The sequence below is a fragment of the Lederbergia sp. B243.17 genome, assembly GCF_057657925.1.
Window position 1 is genome coordinate 62,175 of record NZ_JBWBKF010000079.1, and the last position, 18,559, is coordinate 80,733.

Below are 18,559 nucleotides of genomic sequence, written 5' to 3' on the forward strand. Positions count from 1 at the left end.
TTCCGTTATCAATTTATTCTGATATGTCCACCTGAAACCATGTTATGGTTATGATTGTGGTGGTGAAAAGAGAATTTAACCGCATTTCAAAAAATAAAAACAAAAACATGCAACTTTCTAAGAAACTCATACGTGGATAGGATGAAAGGCGGGAAGCGATGGACCTTGAGGAAATCTATTTAATGCACTTTAATGACTTATACCGATATCTATATTCCTTAACCCGCAGCCACGCAGATACTGAGGATTTGATTCAGGAAACTTTTACAAAGGCACACATCGTCTTGCTTACAGGGGAGATTAGAGAATTAAAGCCATGGCTTTTCAAGGTGGGGTACAACACATTCATTGATTGGGCACGGAAACGAAAACATGACATAGTGACAGATGAGTTTTCCTGCAATGACCCTGACCTCGCTACGCCGGAAGCCATCCTTGTTGAAAAGGATTCCTGTTTGGAATTACTGAGTTATTTGGATCGGATCAACCCCCCGGAAAAGCAAGCTATCCTACTGTGCGATGTTCACGATTGGACAAATGAACAGGCTGCAAATATTTTAAACATCAAAACAAATACGTTAAAAAGCCATTTGGCGCGGGGGAGAAAGAAGCTGCGGAACATTTTACAAGAGGAGAAGATGTAATGGATCCATACGATAAATTAATCCGGCAAGCGAAAGAAACCAGTATTCGAAAAGAGCCCTATGGACCGAAAAAATTGAAAATGGCCATTAAATCTTCCAGGTGGAAACTGATACTGAGTACCATGACGGTCCTCCTTCTCATTGTTCCAACCTGCTATGTACTCACCTTTATGTATTATGCATTCGGAACAAAATCCACCACGTTAATGGACGCCGCCAGCAAGACGCTGTACATTACCGAGCCGAATACAACCTTGGAAGAAATGGAGTTTGATATGGAGTTTTCTTTGTTTTCCATGTCCCTCGGGTTTGATCAGTACAAGCAAATTGGAGATGATGTTTATCCAGCAAAACACTATGATTTAACCTTCTTGCTGGACAAACTGGTAAAAACGGAGTCTGACTCAAAATTGGAGAAAGTCTATCCAAAAAATCCGACTCAAACGAATCAATGGCTCGCACATCCAGCAAACACTGTGGAGTTTAACAGCGATAAAGAGTGGAAAACCCTCTCCGGCTTGCCGGAAGGAACGGTCGCCGAGGCATATATGTCTCTAAACGACTTGTATGCTGTGGATGAAGTGGTGAAAAGTATGAAAAACGTCGATGTAACTTGGGCCGCCATTTATACCGGGACTGAAAAAGAGATGGTCAGCTCTGACGGCGATCTGATTTCGCCAATCGGCTATCCAGTACAGCTGGACCAGACATATTGGTCCCCGTTCCGAGATTCTTCCTCGCATGAGCAAACGTTTCTGGAGATGTTAAAAGAAATCGAGCCGTATGAAGAGATTGCAGTCAAGGTTTCGTCTCATAAGAATCTTGATTTGGCAGAGCGGATTGCCTATCTCCAGAACAACGGGTTCAAGACATACGGCGTCGTCGTAACGGGACCGAAAGCGGAAATTGAAAAGCTTAAAGATTTGGAGATGGTACGCTATATGAAAGTAGGAGAGGTGAAGTTATGGAACTGGGGACGATAAAGCAAAAAGTTTTCTTGTCACTCGGCTGGCTCAGTGTGATCATTGGTCTTTCAGGCCTGGCACTCCTCAATATTTTTCTTTTGTTGAACTACGAACTGCCGATTATAAACAATATCTTTTCATGGAATATGCTCGCTATTGTGTTTGGGTTTTTGGCCTTCTTTCAAAGAGACAGCCGGCCCCTTGGCTTTTGGGGGTTCGGTTTAGGTATCTTTATCTACTTTTTCGCCATGGTCATGTTTTTCTTAGGTTGGATGGTTAACCCGTTTCCTTGAGGGTTCAAGAAAGGAGGAGCAGCCCAAATATGCTGCTCCTCTTATTTGCATACCAGGATCATTTCTTTTTCGTGGCCATTACATTTTTTAAGAACCATTCCTAGCAGCCTGCCTGGCAAAACATCTGCCCGGCTCGAAGGTTCGCCCAGCACACTCGCTCTGCGCCCGGCATGCATGTCCATATTATTCATGCGAGCGACCAAAAGACAAATTACTTATATACCTCTTCTTCAGCCAAATACCCATCCTTGATGACAGTATCCCGGATATTGTCCTTTGTCACGGCTACCGGCTCCAGCAGGACAGAAGGAACATCAATTTTACCATTGTTTATTACATGTTCCGTCTCAACCTCTTCGCCGCTTCCGATTTTGAGTGCCATATCCGCTGCTTGAGTCGACAGTGCCTGGATCGGTTTGTAGACGGTCATCGTTTGGGTGCCATCCATGATTCTTCGGATAGCGGCCAGTTCTGCGTCTTGTCCTGTGACCGGCACTTTGCCCTCCAGGCCGGCTGTTGATAGAGCTTTTACGGCACCGCCTGCAGTGCCGTCATTCGCAGCGACCACCGCTTGAATCTGGTTGCCTGTTGTTTTCAGTGCCTCTAGCATGTTTGCTTCGGCTACCGTCGGTTCCCACTCTTCCGTATACTGATCATACACTAAGCTGATTTCTCCGTTATCCAGATAAGGCTTCAGTATTTTCATGGCTCCTTGCCGAAAAAGGATAGCGTTATTATCCGTTTCTGCGCCTCCGATATAGGCAAAGTTACCGGAGGATACTTGACTTAGTATGGATGTCGCTTGTATTTCTCCGACTTTTTCATTATCAAAAGAAATATAATAGTCCACATCGGCATTTTTGATCAGCCGGTCATAAGATAGCACCTTTATACCTGCCTTATGAGCGAGCTCGACAATGGCTGCTGACACTTCGGCATCATGGGGAACGACCACGAGTACGTCGACTCCCTCTTCAATTAACAATTCAGCCTGTTTAATTTGAATATCGTCCAGTCCATTAGCAGCCAATGTCTTTACATTTCCACCCTGATTGATGATTTGAGCTTCGAACAATTCTTTATCCTTATACCAGCGTTCGTCCTTTAAAGTGTCTAGAACAAACCCGACATACACTTTTTCTTCCTCCGTTGTAAGCTTAACGTCTTGGATCCGTGCAGCAGGCTGTTCGGTAGTGCTGACTGTACATCCCGCAGTCAAAATCAAGAACGCCAGCAGAAAAATTGCCGTCCCATATTTCTTCCCCATCCTCTATCCCTCCCCTCGAAAAACTTAGAGTTGAAACTTCCTGATCATTTCATTCATTCGCTCTACCATTTCGGTCAGCGCTTTGGCACTTTTCGAAATATGGCTGACTGCTTCACTCTGCTCATGGACAGTAGCAGAAATCTCCTCAGTACCAGCTGCAGCTTCCTCTGAAGTCGCAGCAACATTCTCAATAGATTCATTGATTTCCTGACTCGACTTCTGGATAACTGTGAAGATCGCCGAAACGTTTCTGATTTTCCCCGACATTTCAGCAACCTTATTATTGATATCGATAAATTGCGTGCTGGACAACTCGATTTGCTCCGTACCTTTGTTTACCTCTGTATAGCCATCCGTCAGCTCGCTTGCAATGCTTGTCGTTTCTTCTTTTATACTGAAAGCAATGGACGCGATGTTTTCTATAGAGCGTGTCACTTCTTCGGCCAATTTTCTGATCTCAGAGGCGACAACGGCAAATCCCTTACCTGCTTCACCAGCCCTTGCTGCTTCAATTGAGGCATTTAAAGCAAGAAGATTCGTTTGATCCGCAATCGTTTTGATGACGTTGACAATTTGAGCAATAGATTGTGTTTTGCCCTCTAATGTTTTGATGTTGCCGACGGTGCTCTGGAAGATTCCATTGATCCGTTTCATTTGCTCCAGTGACTCTTGCATCTGCTTGCTTCCGCTTGTAGAAACTTCGAGAACCTCACTGGAGAACTCAACCAGTTCATGACTATGTTGATTCACTGCTAAAATTTGATCAGCTAAGCCTTGTGTATTCCGTGAAATGTTGATTGAATTCTCGGATTGGGAAGCTGTTCCAGCTGCTAGTTGTTCTACCGTAACAGCTACTTGTTCACTTCCGCTTCTTACTGTTTCAGAAGCTTTATAAAGCAGACTGCTTTGCTGGTCAACCTCCGCCGATAGCTCTGATATATTACCGATCATTTCCCGAAGGCTATGCCCCATATGGTTGATAGAGTTGGACAGTTGCCCTATTTCATCATTCCCAGCATATTGCAGGTCATTTGCATTCAATTTACCGGCCGCAATGTCCTCACTTTGATTGATAATGTTGGTGAGATGATTTTTAATGCTTCTGCTCATAAAGATGATGAAGAATAGGGATATGAGAATCGAGCCAATAGCTGAAACAAGCAGCACCAGATTCACTATTTTCAATTCTTCCTGAGTACTGTTGAGAGCCGTTCTGCTGGAATCAGATGCCCAATCTTTCAGTTGCTCCCCAAGAGCGATCGTCTCATTCTTCAACTTATTGGTTTCCTGGTGCAAAGCCTCAAACTCATTTACGTTGATCTGCTGAACATTCGGAACAACTGTACTGAAGAAATATTGATCCAGCTTATTATTATTTTCGATAATCTTATCAAACGTGTTTAACTGATTTTTTGGCAAGTTTTGCTTTAAAGCTTTTGCGGTCGCAACGAAGTCTTTACTGTGTTCCAAGTAATCGTTTAACTTATCATCCTTCGAAAGAATAATATATTCCGGGATAAGCAAATACTTTTCATGATAAAGAGCGACCAAATCACTGGCTTGTGCAGACATTTCATTCTTTTGAATGGTGGAATCCATGTATTTTCTCGAATCGTTCAAAAATGAATGGGTAATAAAGATGGAAGCGAGAAACGCAAAAGCGATAATCAAAAAAACGACGGCATATTTACCGCCTATCCTGATGTTTCTCCATTTCAATATGCTTTGCATAGGGCACTCTCCTAATCAATCATCTTGCTAAAGGCAGCTCATGTTATTAGAAAAGCCAACTATGCATATAGCTGGCTTTCCTGCAGTAAAACATACCCCTATGCCCTTTGCTTTCGGGTGAACACGTCGAAAATAACAGCCAGGGCCAGAACACCGCCGCGGATGATATACTGAGGGGCAATTCCCACGCCCATCAGGTTCATGCCGTTTGTCAAAGTCGCCATTACCAAGGCCCCGATGACCGCTCCTGTCACCTTTCCGACACCGCCCGCCGCAGAAACACCGCCGACAAAGGCTGCAGCTATCGCATCAAGCTCAAACAATGTACCTGCGGTCGTCGTCGCCGATTGCAAGCGGGATGTAAACAAAATACCAGAAAGTGCAGCGAGCATGCCCATTGAGCCAAATACAAGGAATGTAATTTTGCTTACGCTTATTCCGCTTAAATGAGCGGCTTCCGGATTGCTTCCCACCGCATAAATATGTCGTCCCACCACTGTCTTCGTTGTAATAAAATGATAAATCATGACTACAAGCAGCATAATGATCACTGTCCAGGACAATCCATTATAGCTAGCCAGGACCCAAGTAATGTAACCGATGATCGCCGAGACAAAAACCAGCTGGACAGCAAAAATTTCTTTGGAGACGACCTCGAAGTTGTATTTGATCTTCTTTCTCCGATTTGCTACTGTACTATAAATGTAAAATACGATCGCCAATGCCCCGATGATCAAAGACAGCAGATGAACACCGTTGATTGTTGCCAGAGATGGAATATATCCATTGCCAATTGCATTGAACGCATCATTGTTGATAATGATCGTACCTGACTTTTCTGTCGCAAGCAGTATCGCCCCGCGATAAATCAGCCAGCCGGCCAATGTTGCAACAAAAGCGGGAATGCCTACTTTTGCGACCAAAAAACCTGTAATCGAGCCAGCAAGAATACCGAGGATCAAAATGATAGGGATAACGACATAGACCGGCCATCCGACATGCATCAGCAATATGGCTGCAACTGCACCCAAAAATCCTGCCAAGAAACCGATCGACAAGTCAATATGCCTGATTACAATAACGAGCATGACCCCTACCGCCAATACAGCAATATAACCGGCGGAATCCAGCAAGTTGCTAATATTTCTGGACGACATAAACAGGCCATCCGTCAAAATTGAAAATGTCACCATGATGACGATCAAAGCGATGTACATCCCATAATCCCGGATATTCGTTTTAATTAAGTGCTTTGCTTCATTCAGCAATTTCATCTTTCTTCCCCCTATTGCGTAGCAAGCTCCATGATTTTTTCTTGGTCAGCATCCTCCGCTGACAGCTCACCTTTGATTTCTCCTTCAGCCATCACATAGATGCGGTCACTCATCCCCAGCACCTCGCCAAGTTCTGATGAAATCATGATAATGCTCATTCCTTGCTCTATCAGTTCATTCATGACTGAATAAATTTCAAATTTGGCGCCGACATCAATTCCCCTCGTCGGTTCATCCAAGATCAGCAATTTCGGATTGACGAACAACCATTTGCCCAAGGATACTTTTTGCTGATTGCCGCCGCTTAAATTGCCGACCAGCTGCTGCAGCGATGAAGCTTTGATGCCTAGGGAACTTTTATAATGCTCCGCTACATTGATCTCCTCATTGACATTAATAACGCCATTGGGGGAGATGCTGTTCAAATTGGCCGCGGAAATATTGTCCTTGATATCCTGCAGCAAAAACAGGCCGTCCCCTTTCCTATCTTCTGTAACATATGCTATTCCAGCCTTGATTGCCTGACTTGTATGCTTGAACTGGACGGGCTGCCCCTCAACGAATAGATCTCCTTGGAGCTTGTAAGACTTGGAGTTGCCGAAAATACCGAGAGCCAGTTCGGTCCGGCCTGACCCCATTAATCCGGCTATCCCAATAATTTCACCTTTCCTGACATAGAGATTGATGCCTTTGGATACGTACCGTCCTGCTTGGGGATCATATGCAGTCCAATTCGACAACTCCAAAACCTTCTCCCCAAAAACCTTGTTCTCACGTTTTGGATATATATCCTCAATTTCACGCCCGACCATATTTTTAATGATTGCGCCTTCGGTAATCTCGCCTTTTGCACCGTCAAGCGTACAAATCGTTTTTCCATCCCGGATAACAGTTGCTTTATCTGCAATGGAGATGACCTCTTTCAGCTTGTGGGAGATCATGATACATGTGATGCCTTGCTTTTTAAGCTCGCGGAGAAGATCTAGCAAATTTTCACTGTCGTCTTCGTTCAGGGCTGCGGTCGGTTCATCCAAAATCAGCAGCTTCACATCTTTGCTTAGTGCTTTCGCTATTTCAATCAGCTGCTGCTTTCCGACTCCCAAGTCTTTGATCAATGTTTCCGGGTTCACCCTCAGGTTTACCTTTTCAAGCAGTCTCTTAGATTCCACAATCGTTTTATTAAAATCCAGTACTCCGCCATGGTTGACCTCGTTGCCGATAAATATATTTTCATAGACAGAGAGATCCGGAAATAAAGCAAGCTCCTGATAGATGATGACAATCCCTGTCTCGACACTGTCATTGATTTTGTTAAATTGCTGGACCTCTCCGCCGAACACGATATCCCCTTCATAGGTTCCATAGGGATATACGCCGCTGAGGATTTTCATAAGCGTCGATTTCCCTGCCCCGTTTTCTCCCACAAGGCAGTGGATTTCGCCTTTTTTCACTTTGAAATTCACGTCGCTGAGCGCCTTGACTCCTGTAAACTCCTTTGTGATGTCTCTCATTTCCAGAATATATTCGCTCACTCTTATTCCTCCTCACCAATACCGGCTACTACTGTAAGGGATAGGGATAGACTTTCATCTATCCCTATCCCCAAAGTGATCCTATAGTCCGCTAAACTCGCTTTCTTCGTAATAGCCGGAGTCAATGAGTTCAGCCTTTACATTGTCTTGATCGACAACAATGACATCCGTTTGCTTTGCCGGTATTTCAGCAGCACCGTTGTCATACGAGCCGGTTGTTTCAGGTTTTTTTCCATCCAGAACATCCACTGCCATTCCAATTGCGTCTTTTACAAGAGTACGGACATCCTTAAACACAGTCATTGATTGTTTGCCGTCGATTACGTATTGAATAGAAGCCTTCTCCGCATCTTGGCCGGTAATGGTGTAGTTGGAAACATCCGGGTCAGAACCGAAAACATCTGCAATGGAGCGGGATGTTCCGTCATTTGGCGCAAGAATGGCCACATCGCCTTTCAAGTCGGCGCTGGCGGCCGTCAAGTGTGTCTGTGCTTTGTTCTTTGCTTCATTTGGATCCCAGTTTGTCGTCACTTGTCCAAGCACTTTGCCCAGTTCATCACGTGAAAGCTCCGCTTTATCCTTCAAACCATCTGCCGCGCTTGAATTGGCAATAACGAAAGTGCCATCAGCAATTTTGGGCTGGAGGACTTTCCATGATCCTTCAAAAAACAAAAATGCATTATTGTCTGACGCTGCCCCAGCATACAAGTAAAGGGGAATATCTTTACCGTCACCTGCATGATCGATCAAGTATTGGCCTTGTGCCGCTCCAACAGCAACACTGTCAAATGTCACATAATAGTCGACTGCATCTGTGTCGGTAATCAGTCGGTCATAAGCAATGACCGTTACACCATCCTTTTTCGCCGATTCCACCGCTGCACCTGCTGCTGCTCCATCATGCGGAGCGATAATCAAAACATCAATTCCCTTGCTCACCAGCGTTTCCACGTTCTCTTTCTCTTTAGCTGAGGAACCTTGGCTGAACAAAATTTCTGTCGTGTAATCTGAGTCTTTTAACGCATCCTTGAAACGAGTTTCATCCTGCACCCATCTCGGTTCATCCTTTGTCGGCAAAACGATCCCTACGTTGACTTTGCCGCCGGATTTTTTTCCGCCGCCTTCACTTTTCCCTCCAGAACTGTCGCTGCTGCAACCTGTTGCCACGAATGCCATCAGCATCACAACGAGAAAAATGGAAATTGCTTTAAACCTCTTCATATTGAAACCCCTTTCCCTCTTCATTATTTTTCTGCAACTTCAATATATCAGCTCTACACCATCGATAAAGCGCTTACTTGTAGTATTTTTTTACTATCATCTGTATTTTTTTAATATTCGATTCCTTTGTTTCTTTAAAGGTTAGCCATCCCAGGAAGGGTAGAAGGAAACGGGATGGGATAGCAGGATTCTTTTTAGAGGAAGGCAGGCGTCATACTTGTTTCAAGCGAGGTAAGAGCAGGATTTTCATTTTTGACATAACTAATGCCCGCGGGAAACCCGCGGGCAAAGAACTATTTCTTCTCGCTGCTGTATACATCTTGTTCAGAATGGAATCCGTCCTTGATGATCGTCTCATTTATATTATTTTTATCAACGGCTATTGGGGATAGAAGTATGGAAGGGACTTCCCATTTACCGTTATGGATCATTGTCTCTCCTTCTACCTTTTCCCCTCTTGCAAGCTTGATGGCCAGCTCTGCAGCCTTTTCTGTAAGCGCACTCAAAGGTTTATAGATGGTCATCGTCTGAGTATCCCCAACAATCCGCTGTGCAGCTGCTAAATCGGCATCCTGTCCTGCAACCGGTATTTTTCCTGAAAGCCCATACTCCTCCATAGCCCGTATTACTTGCCCGGCTGTTGCATCATTCGCAGAAATGACAGCATCAATCCGATCATGATTGGCTGTTAAAGCCTCTTTCATATTGGCGTTTGCATATTCGGGAATCCAATCCTTTGTCCACTGGTCGTAAACAATTTTAATTTCCCCTCTGTCAATAATGGGCTTGAGAATATTGAAGACCCCTTTTTTTAATAAATGAGCGTTATAGTCCGTTTCAGCCCCGCCTATATAAACGTAATTGCCTTTGGGGACGAGTTTCGTGATGGCCTTTGCCTGAAGTTCTCCCACCATTACATTATCGTAAGAGACATAGAAATCAATTTCGGAATTTCGTACCAAACGATCATAGGAGAGGACCTTAATCCCTTCCGCGTGTGCTTTTTTCACGATCATCGCGGTCGACTCTGCATTATGCGGAACAATGACCAACACATCAATACCTTCATTGATCAGCTTTTCCGCCTGTAATATTTGCAGGGCATCATCCCCTCTGGAGGCAAGGATTTTCACTTCGGCTCCCATTTCTTCTGCTGCTTTTCTAAAAAGCTCCCGGTCTCTTTCCCATCTTTCTTCCGCTAGCGTATCCATGGCAAAACCGATCGTGATTTTTTCTTCCTCTTGCACCGGAAGTTCACGGGTTTTTTCACCGGCAGATAAACCACGCTCCGATGTTTGTCCTGATTGGGCTTCCATCTGTTCGCATCCAGATAAGATACAAGTCAAAAGGATGATGAAAACCAGTAAAGCATATTCTCTTGCAGGCTTCATCCTCTCTCCCCCTAGCTTTGTTTATTATGCTTTGGCCCCCAACAATGTTTTCCTATACTCCGTCGGAGAAGAGCCATACATCTTTTTAAACACTCTGCTGAAATAATTAGGGTCCTGGTAGCCGATATCAAACGTAATCTCCTTTAAGCTTTTCTCGGGATCCAGCATTAATTTCTTTGCTTTTTCCAGCCGGCACTCCGTCAGAAACGCAATATAATTGATTCCCAGCTGCTCTTTGAACAGCTTGCTGATATAGATCGGGCTCAGTTTGAATTTTTGGGCAATCCATTCCAAAGAGATTTCTTCATGGGAGTTTTCTGTAATGTATTGCTTTATCTGCTGAATGACATCCCCTTCAATCCCTTTATGGCGTTCATTAAAGGATTTCCACATCTTGTTCAGCAACTTGTTTGTTTCCGTCCGCAGCTGTTTAAAATCCTGCAGTTGGATTGAAAACAGCGGAGTTTCAGGCTCAACCCCCAATTCATTTAACACCCGGGAAGCAATCCAGAGCAGCTCCAAAACCCGCTGCTGGGATTCAATCAGACTGGCCCCTTCTTTTTCCGAGAAATCAATCAGCTGAGAGACGTTGCTTGATATTTCCTGCCATTGGCCATTCCTAATTTGATCAAACAATCTATTTTCTAATTTTTTCACATCATATTTTACATTCGTTGCAGGTATATCAGCATAAAAACGGTACTTGACCGGAAGGGAGGTGTCCTTCGTGGCAATAAGGGACTCCTGGTAAGATGTCCTGATGCTGTCCAAAGAGCTGCACTCATTACCGATTCCGATAAACCATCCCGGCTTCTCTTCCATACTCGCCAAAGATAAAACACTCCTTGCCAGCATGATCGCCTGGGAGCGGTAAGACTGGCCATGTTCACGGAAGACGATGATAGGAATCTGGCGGCCGTACAAAGCGCCTACCCACACACTTCCTGTTGTCCGTACTCTCCTTTTTATGTCCCCATACAAACGCTCGGACCCTTTCGGCAGTAAAATACTCATAACGAAATGCTCATTCGTCTTCGGAGTGCCCAGCATGTCAACCAACTCGTCCATGTGAATTTCATGGACATGGTCGAACAATAACTGCGTGACGATATCCGTCTCCACAATGGTCATTACCTTTTTAAAGTTCTGCTGCTGTTGTGCACTCTCCTGTCTGGATTTTCTCTCCTCATCGATTTGACCGATCACCTTTTGTACAGTCTGGACAACTTCACTTGCTTTGCTTGGCTTGAGCAGGTAATCCTTCACTCCAAGCTTCATCGCTGACTTTGCATATTCAAATTCAGCATACGCTGTGATCATAATGAATTTGGTTATCGGGTTTTTCTCCAGCATTCCCTCGACTGCTTCGAGGCCGCTCATCCCCGGCATTTTGATATCCATCAAAACCAGATCCGGGTTGAACAACGCATTCAACTCCACAGCTTCATTGCCATTTCTCGCTTCTTCAATTACAAGACCAGGAATATTTTTTGACAAAATTGCCCGGAGGCCACTCCTTACAATCTGTTCATCGTCAACGATCAGAAGCCGCTTCATTGTCTTCTGTCCCCCTTTTTGGGATTTTCAAAATCACCTTCGTACCGCTTCCATATTTGCTTTCAATCGAAAATACATCGTCGCAATTGTAAAATAAATTCAGTCTTTTTACGACATTATTGATGCCAATTCCGGTAAAATGGCCCTCTCCCTTTTGCTGATTCACTTGGAGAATCTGTTCTATTTTTTCCTCTGTCATGCCCGGACCATTGTCCTCCATTTCAATTCGTACATGGTCGGTTCCATCTATTACATAAAATCCGATTGTGCCGCCATTTTCATTAGGCTCTATCGCATGGATGACGGCGTTTTCCACAATTGGCTGCAGCGTCAGCCGCGGAATGTTTACATCCAAACAGGAAGGATCGATTTCCGTATGAAATTGCAGGCGGTCCATAAACCTTGCTTTTTGAATATCCATATACTGCTTTAGTACTTGTACTTCTTCAAAAAGAGAGGCTGAATTTTCCAACTTATTAAGATTATAGCGCAAAAGTCCTGCTACACTTACTAAAAGATCGCTTGTTTCTTCGGATCCTTCCAAATAGGCCTTTTTCGATAAAATATCAAGTGTGTTATACAGAAAGTGAGGATTGATCTGGCTTTGGAGGCTTCGAAGCTGGCTCTCCTGCAAAAGCAGCTTGCTCTGCTGCAGCTCGTTTTCCAGCTGGGCCTTTTGTTTGATCTCAGACAAATAGTTATTAATATTGATCCGCATCTTATCAAACATTTTGGCTAGAAATGAAATTTCATCATTAGAATCGACTTCAATTTTCAAGTCAAACCTACCGAGCGATAATTCATGTGCCGCCTGTGTCAGTTTGTTGATCGGCCGCGTAATTTTCTTGGAAAACCAGGTGGCGGATACTAACAGCAGGAGGGTAATAAATAGCAAAAGCCAGAGGCCAAGCACTGTCAGGCTTTCGGATCGGTCAATCATACTCCGGTAGAATCTGTCATACGTTTTCAGCTCTGTATCAATCAGAATCAACGTCATCTCGGATATGTACTTTGAAATCCGGCTGGCCTCAGTAAAGGCGCTTAAATAGTCTTCAGGCTGCTGCTCGGTCCTTGCAAGAACGGATTGATTCGTTGTCTCGGCCAGACTGTCAATCAAATTCTCATAGTTGGTCAGGGCAAAGTCATTATCACTATTCCTGAACTTTGAAACTTCTCTTTTTATACTCTCTACCTTCACCTTATTCCGATTCAGCTCTTCTAAATTTGCTTTTGATGGATTGATAATATAATTGTTGAGTGCAGCAACAATCCGTTGGCTTTCAGCAGTCACTTCATTCATGACCAAGTAACGTTCCAATATTTCATTATATTGATTTTGCATTTTTTGATTATAGTACGTTAGGGAAACCCAGATCGCCGCCATGATAAATAAGACAGTGATAACGAGGACCAATATTTTTTTCTGAATGCTGTTCATTTTTTATCCAACGCCTTTACAATCCGGATATCTGTTTGATAACCGTTCAAGTCAAGAGGCACACTTTCGTTGTTTAGCCAGGCCAGCATCTGCTTTACACTGATCTTCCCCATTTCTTCCGGGGATTGTTCGATAATTCCATCGATCTTCCCAAGCTCGAGCAGCGATTTTGATTCATAATCATCATCAAAGGAATATATATAAAATGGCTCGAGTTGCGCCCTGCTTTCGATCTCTTGAATCATTGAAGCCAAAATATCCGCATTGATGGCAATGAACGCATCAACTTCCGGATACCGGTTCAGCACTTCCTTTGTCATGGCGATGACCTGCTCTCTTGCCTCTGGTGTCTCGATCTCATATATTTGCAAATTGGGATATTCCGCTAGTGCTTCCTTGATCCCCGCTAATCTTTGCTCCTGAAAATACTGATGCTGGATGTCGATCATGATTGCCACTTCCCCTTCGCTCCCCATATCGGCAACCAACTGATCACCGATCATCTTTCCAGCCAAAAACTGGTCAGACCCTACATAGGATTTTCGAAGACTTTCCCCCATCGGAACATCATTGGCCACTGTAATAATCGGAATCCCATATGACGCAGCCTTTATTTTTGTCAGCGCTTTAAATTCATCTGTATCCAAGCCCTGCACGATAATTCCATCGACTTGAGAATAGATAGCGATTTCAATTTTTTTCAGGAAGTCTTCTTGGTTGTTTCCATAACTCCCCCAGACCTCGAGGCTGGCTGATTCGCTCTTCGCCTGGGCGATGGCCCCCTTCGCCACTTTATCCCAAAATGGCGTTTCCAGCTCTTGCGTAATCAAAACAAGCCGATGCTTTTCGCCAAGCTTTTCTGGGTATTCAGGCGGATCCCAGCTTGCGTTTAATACTTTGCTTCCAGAAACAATGATTGAATACAGGAGAAACACGAAGCCCGCGCTTATGAGGATAAATACGAATCTACGCATAGAACGAATCAACCTTTCTACTACCAACCTTCTCTTGATTTTAGCATAACTGGAAATAGCAGGTGGATACCTTCTGAAATTTTAATGACCTGATCCTTTATACCGAATCAACTAGTAAGTGGTACGTGAAAATTGTTCGCTTTTTCTCAGCCTGCTTGCTTAAAACATACCTCTCTCTCCGGGCTTCTCTCACACTTACCTTTTCAACGGGCAGTAGGATAAAAAAGTACAGAACATTCACAATTTAATCCAGAGAATGCTTACAAAAGTTAACCTATAATTAATATAACTAGCAAAAAAGGGGGTGTACTAGTTCCGCACCGAGATCTCTCACAAATAAAAAGTAGGGGGAATGATTTTATGGCAAGAAAAAGGAAAAGATTTTTTGCAACGGTGTTGGCACTTTCTCTCATTATCCCAGCGGTAAATAGTAACGCAGTCGCATCCGAAAAGTCAACAGTCGAATCAGATTCCCTTCGTTTAGTGAAAAATGCGGAAGGGCCCACTTTAGGGTACTCCTCTCTATCCGGAGTCAATATCCTTACAGTAGATGGTGGTAAGTTCAAAGACCTGAATAAAAATGGGAGATTGGATCCTTATGAAGATTGGCGACTGCCTGTAGAGCAGCGCGCCAAAGATTTGGCTTCCAAAATGTCAGTTGAGCAAATAGCAGGATTAATGCTTTACAGCTCGCATCAGTCTCTCGGGAATGAAGATAGCGATCAGCCTACAGATACACAGCTTAAATTCTTAAAAGATGATGAAGTAAGGCATATCCTGATTACGAATGTGTTCTCTCCTGAAGTCGCTGCAAAATGGAATAATAATGCACAAGCATTCGTTGAAAGCCTCGGTCTTGGCATACCGATCAATACAAGTTCAGACCCTCGGCACGGAACAATCGCCGATGCAGAGTTTAATGCAGGCGCCGGAGGAAAAATCTCCATGTGGCCGAACTCTCTTGGCATGGCAGCGACCTTTGACCCTAATCTTGTGTTGGAATTCGGAAAAATAGCCCAAAAGGAATACAGGGCACTCGGCATCGGTACTGCACTTTCGCCGCAAATAGACATGCCCGGCGACCCTCGCTGGTACCGGTTCAATGGTTCCTTTGGAGAAGATGCTCAGGTAGCTGCCGATATGGCTCGCACCTATGTAGATGGTTTCCAGACATCAGAAGGCGAAGCAGAGATAGCCGACGGATGGGGATATGACAGTGTAAATGCGATGGTGAAACATTGGCCGGGAGGCGGAGCCGGGGAGGCTGGCCGTGATGCCCACTATCCTTATGGAAAATATGCCGTCTACCCAGGGAATAATTTGCATGAACATATGGTCCCTTTTATTAACGGTGCATTTGACTTGGAAGGCAGTACGAAAAGGGCCTCTGCTGTCATGCCTTACTACACGATTTCCTATAATCAGGATGATAGTAGAAATGAAAATGTTGGAAACGCATTCAGCAAGACGATTATTACCGATATGCTTCGCAACGGGCAGCAATATGACGGGGTCATTACCACCGATTGGGGAGTCACAAATGATCAAAGTGAGAACTTCAACCAAATCGGGCGCTCTCCTTGGGGAGTGGAACACCTGACGGTAGCCGAAAGACGTTACAAAGCGTTGATGGCAGGGGTCGACCAATTCGGCGGTGCTAACGATAAGGCGCCTGTAATTGAAGCTTATCGTATGGGTGTTGTAGAGCATGGCGAAAAGTTTATGAGAGAGCGATTTGAACAATCCGCTGTCCGTTTGCTGACAAACATCTTCAGATTGGGCCTGATGGAAAACCCATACTTGGATATCGGCCAGACAATCGATACGGTCGGGAATGCCGAATTCATGGAGGCTGGTTATAGAGCTCAGCAAAAATCCATTGTCATGGTAAAAAACAGAGAAAGCAGTTTGCCAGTTCATAAAGATAAAAAGGTGTACATCCCTAAAAAGGCGGATGGCTCCTACTCCATGAATCTCGACGTAGTTAAAAGATATTATGCGGTTACTGATAACCCTGCAGAAGCCGATTTCTCCTTAGTCCTAATAGAAAGCCCGAAAACAGGAACAGGTTATAATGCCGAGGATAGAGAAGCCGGAGGGAACGGTTACTTCCCAATCAGCCTACAATATGAAGATTATACTGCTGAATTTGCCCGGCAGGAGAGTGTGGCTGGCGGGGATCCTCTCGAGGACTTCACTAACAGGAGCTATAAAGGAAAAACGGTATCAGCGAGCAATAAAGAAGATACTCTGGATCTAGTGTTGGAAACAAGGAAAGTGATGGGCAAGAAGCCAGTGATTGTCGCACTGAATATGGCAGTCCCTACCATTGTCAAGGAGTTTGAAAACCAAGTGGACGGTTTGCTAGTTACCTTCAACGTACAACAGCAGGCAATCCTTGATATTGTTTCAGGGACTGTCGAGCCATCCGGCTTACTGCCTATGCAAATCCCCGCTAATATGAAAACTGTTGAATGGCAGTATGAGGACCTATCACATGATATGGATTCACATATCGATTCAGAAGGCAATATTTACAATTTTGCTTATGGCCTGAATTGGGATGGGATTATCGTGGATGAACGGACTGAGAAGTATGCCAAAGAAGCTGGAGTTATGCTTACCGGAAAACCTGAAGTCCCAACAAATAAACAGTTCAACATCGTCTATACGCTGACTGGTGTCGACCAAAATACGGTCAGGCAAGAAATTCAAATCAAGTACGACTCCAAAAAGGCTGATTTTATTTCTGCAGAAACGCTGATGGATGATCTCTTGCTTTCGGAAAAACGCACCGATGGAGAAATCCATTTGACCGTCGAAAAGAAAACTTCAGACACCGTTGTAACAAACGGGCCGAACTTACGGTTGAATTTCAAAGCAAATGATCCGGAGAAGGATAGCTCCGATATTGTTGTTACAAGCACTATGACAACAAAGAACGGTCAGGAAATACCATATCCGAGTGCGACGTATCAGTTTAAAATTGTAGAATAACCATTTCTTCTAAATGAGGACTGCCCATTCCTCCCTCATGCAATGAAGCGAAAGAAGGAAACAAGCTGAAATTCCTGGTAAATGGGAAATGGGAACAACTGAATTTGAACGAATGATTCCCTCAGATGGAAATACGAGATTTATCTATCGTCAGCAAATAATTGAAGTACAACCAGTTTGCTGCTAGAAAAAAGGAAAAAGTGAATTTGAGCACGCTCTATTTCACTTTTTCCTTATTTGAAGGTTGTAGCGGCTTAGGGCCTTCTCTTTTTCATGATCGCTATCACATCTCTTGATGTTCCTTGCCCGAAACTTGTATCAAAGCAGGAAACAAGCTCCCAGCCATCCTGTCCGTATGCATTAAGCTCATCCTCCATTTTCTCCCCACCAATTTTGCCGCCGAGAAATCCGCTGGTTTTAAAGCTCAATGTTTTGTACTCCCATTTTTCCAACTGTGCTGCCTCCTCTTGTTTCCAAAAACTTGTCTAATTAGTATACGAGCGGCAACTTTGCCAGGTTTCGTTTTGATCATCGAAAAGGACTCCACCTGAAGTTTTAGATCCTCTGATACCTTTTTTAGCCTCGCCGTCTTTTTTTCAATGCAGCACCAACCCGTCCTTCATCGTAATTACCTGGTCTACGTAGTCCAGCATTTCCTCATCATGGGTCACCATCAGTGTCGTAATATCCAATGTTTTTGTGAGCTTTTGCATAAGGAGCATGACATCTTTGGATCTTTTAGAGTCGAGACTGGCAGTCGGTTCATCGGCAAAGAGAAGTTTTGGCTTATGAATGATTGCCCTCGCAATCGCCACTCTCTGCCGCTCGCCGCCTGACAAAGAAGATGGATAGGCATCCTTCCGATGATCCATCTCCACCAGCTTTAAGATTTCATCGATTTCTTTTTGCTGTGCCCGTTTGCTCATGCCGGTCCCCGCTACATCCAGCATCAGCTTCAGCTGTTCTTCGACGGTGAGAAAAGGGACAAGATGGGCGGATTGGAAGACGAAGCCGAACTCGCTCGCCCGGATTTCACGGATTTTCTCCTGGCTCATCCCGGTCATATCTTTTCCGTCGAAAAAGACGTGACCGCTCGTTGCCGGTTGAAGGCCTGCTGCGATGGTGAGAAGTGTACTTTTTCCTGATCCTGAGGGACCGACTAAAGCGATGATCTCCCCTTTTTTCAGGGACAGATTAACTCCTTTTAAGATTTCTTCAGATACTTCCCCATTGGTAAATGTTTTCTTGACCTCTTCTATCGCAAACATTGCCATC

Annotated in this window: 15 protein-coding genes; 4 read left to right on the plus strand and 11 right to left on the minus strand. The window is 44.3% G+C overall.

The genetic code is table 11. From position 1 onward, the window contains the following. Positions 1 to 158 precede the first annotated feature (158 nt). Genes AC0TWI_RS15235 through AC0TWI_RS15245 form a run of 3 tightly spaced genes read left to right on the plus strand, consistent with a single transcriptional unit; the run spans position 159 to position 1,902 of the window. Positions 159 to 644: a sigma-70 family RNA polymerase sigma factor gene (locus AC0TWI_RS15235; RefSeq protein ID WP_488127188.1), complete on the plus strand. Its 486-nt coding sequence runs from the start codon at positions 159 to 161 to the stop codon at positions 642 to 644. After that, positions 644 to 1,627, plus strand: coding sequence for an anti-sigma factor (locus tag AC0TWI_RS15240; protein ID WP_488127189.1), 984 nt, complete (start codon positions 644 to 646; stop codon positions 1,625 to 1,627). The genes AC0TWI_RS15235 and AC0TWI_RS15240 overlap by 1 nt, the downstream gene beginning before the upstream one ends. Continuing rightward, entirely contained in the window at positions 1,609 to 1,902 is a 294-nt protein-coding gene (locus AC0TWI_RS15245; protein ID WP_488127190.1) for a hypothetical protein, read from the plus strand. Before AC0TWI_RS15240 ends, AC0TWI_RS15245 begins: the two co-directional genes overlap by 19 nt. Before the next feature lie 211 nt (positions 1,903 to 2,113). Here the strand turns inward: AC0TWI_RS15245 and AC0TWI_RS15250 are convergent, their stop codons facing one another. From AC0TWI_RS15250 to AC0TWI_RS15290, 9 genes are all read right to left on the minus strand, one after another. After that, positions 2,114 to 3,169: a sugar ABC transporter substrate-binding protein gene (locus AC0TWI_RS15250; protein WP_488127191.1), complete on the minus strand. Its 1,056-nt coding sequence runs from the start codon at positions 3,167 to 3,169 to the stop codon at positions 2,114 to 2,116. 24 nt (positions 3,170 to 3,193) lie between these two features. Then, on the minus strand, positions 3,194 to 4,900 hold the full coding sequence (locus AC0TWI_RS15255; RefSeq protein ID WP_488127192.1) for a methyl-accepting chemotaxis protein: 1,707 nt from the start codon (positions 4,898 to 4,900) through the stop codon (positions 3,194 to 3,196). Between the two features lie 98 nt (positions 4,901 to 4,998). Next, positions 4,999 to 6,174, minus strand: a complete 1,176-nt coding sequence (locus AC0TWI_RS15260) for a sugar ABC transporter permease (RefSeq protein WP_488127193.1) — start codon at positions 6,172 to 6,174, stop codon at positions 4,999 to 5,001. 11 nt (positions 6,175 to 6,185) lie between these two features. Beyond that, positions 6,186 to 7,706, minus strand: coding sequence for an ATP-binding cassette domain-containing protein (locus AC0TWI_RS15265; RefSeq protein WP_488127194.1), 1,521 nt, complete (start codon positions 7,704 to 7,706; stop codon positions 6,186 to 6,188). A gap of 81 nt (positions 7,707 to 7,787) precedes the next feature. Next, positions 7,788 to 8,927 (minus strand): sugar ABC transporter substrate-binding protein, encoded by a 1,140-nt coding sequence (locus AC0TWI_RS15270; protein ID WP_488127195.1) that lies wholly within the window; start codon positions 8,925 to 8,927, stop codon positions 7,788 to 7,790. A gap of 293 nt (positions 8,928 to 9,220) precedes the next feature. Beyond that, positions 9,221 to 10,318, minus strand: a complete 1,098-nt coding sequence (locus AC0TWI_RS15275) for a sugar ABC transporter substrate-binding protein (RefSeq protein WP_488127196.1) — start codon at positions 10,316 to 10,318, stop codon at positions 9,221 to 9,223. Positions 10,319 to 10,342: 24 nt separating this feature from the next. Next, entirely contained in the window at positions 10,343 to 11,875 is a 1,533-nt protein-coding gene (locus AC0TWI_RS15280; RefSeq protein ID WP_488127197.1) for a response regulator, read from the minus strand. Further along, on the minus strand, positions 11,853 to 13,313 hold the full coding sequence (locus AC0TWI_RS15285) for a sensor histidine kinase (RefSeq protein ID WP_488127198.1): 1,461 nt from the start codon (positions 13,311 to 13,313) through the stop codon (positions 11,853 to 11,855). The genes AC0TWI_RS15280 and AC0TWI_RS15285 overlap by 23 nt, the downstream gene beginning before the upstream one ends. After that, entirely contained in the window at positions 13,310 to 14,287 is a 978-nt protein-coding gene (locus tag AC0TWI_RS15290) for a sugar ABC transporter substrate-binding protein (protein WP_488127199.1), read from the minus strand. The genes AC0TWI_RS15285 and AC0TWI_RS15290 overlap by 4 nt, the downstream gene beginning before the upstream one ends. Before the next feature lie 360 nt (positions 14,288 to 14,647). Between AC0TWI_RS15290 and AC0TWI_RS15295 the strand changes: the two genes are divergently transcribed. Beyond that, positions 14,648 to 17,284, plus strand: a complete 2,637-nt coding sequence (locus tag AC0TWI_RS15295; protein ID WP_488127200.1) for a glycoside hydrolase family 3 N-terminal domain-containing protein — start codon at positions 14,648 to 14,650, stop codon at positions 17,282 to 17,284. A gap of 254 nt (positions 17,285 to 17,538) precedes the next feature. Here the strand turns inward: AC0TWI_RS15295 and AC0TWI_RS15300 are convergent, their stop codons facing one another. Further along, positions 17,539 to 17,736 carry a DUF4177 domain-containing protein gene (locus AC0TWI_RS15300; RefSeq protein ID WP_488127201.1) on the minus strand — a complete coding sequence of 66 codons (198 nt, stop codon included), beginning with the start codon at positions 17,734 to 17,736 and terminating at the stop codon, positions 17,539 to 17,541. 144 nt (positions 17,737 to 17,880) lie between these two features. After that, positions 17,881 to 18,558: an ABC transporter ATP-binding protein gene (locus tag AC0TWI_RS15305; protein WP_488127202.1), complete on the minus strand. Its 678-nt coding sequence runs from the start codon at positions 18,556 to 18,558 to the stop codon at positions 17,881 to 17,883. Position 18,559 lies beyond the last annotated feature (1 nt).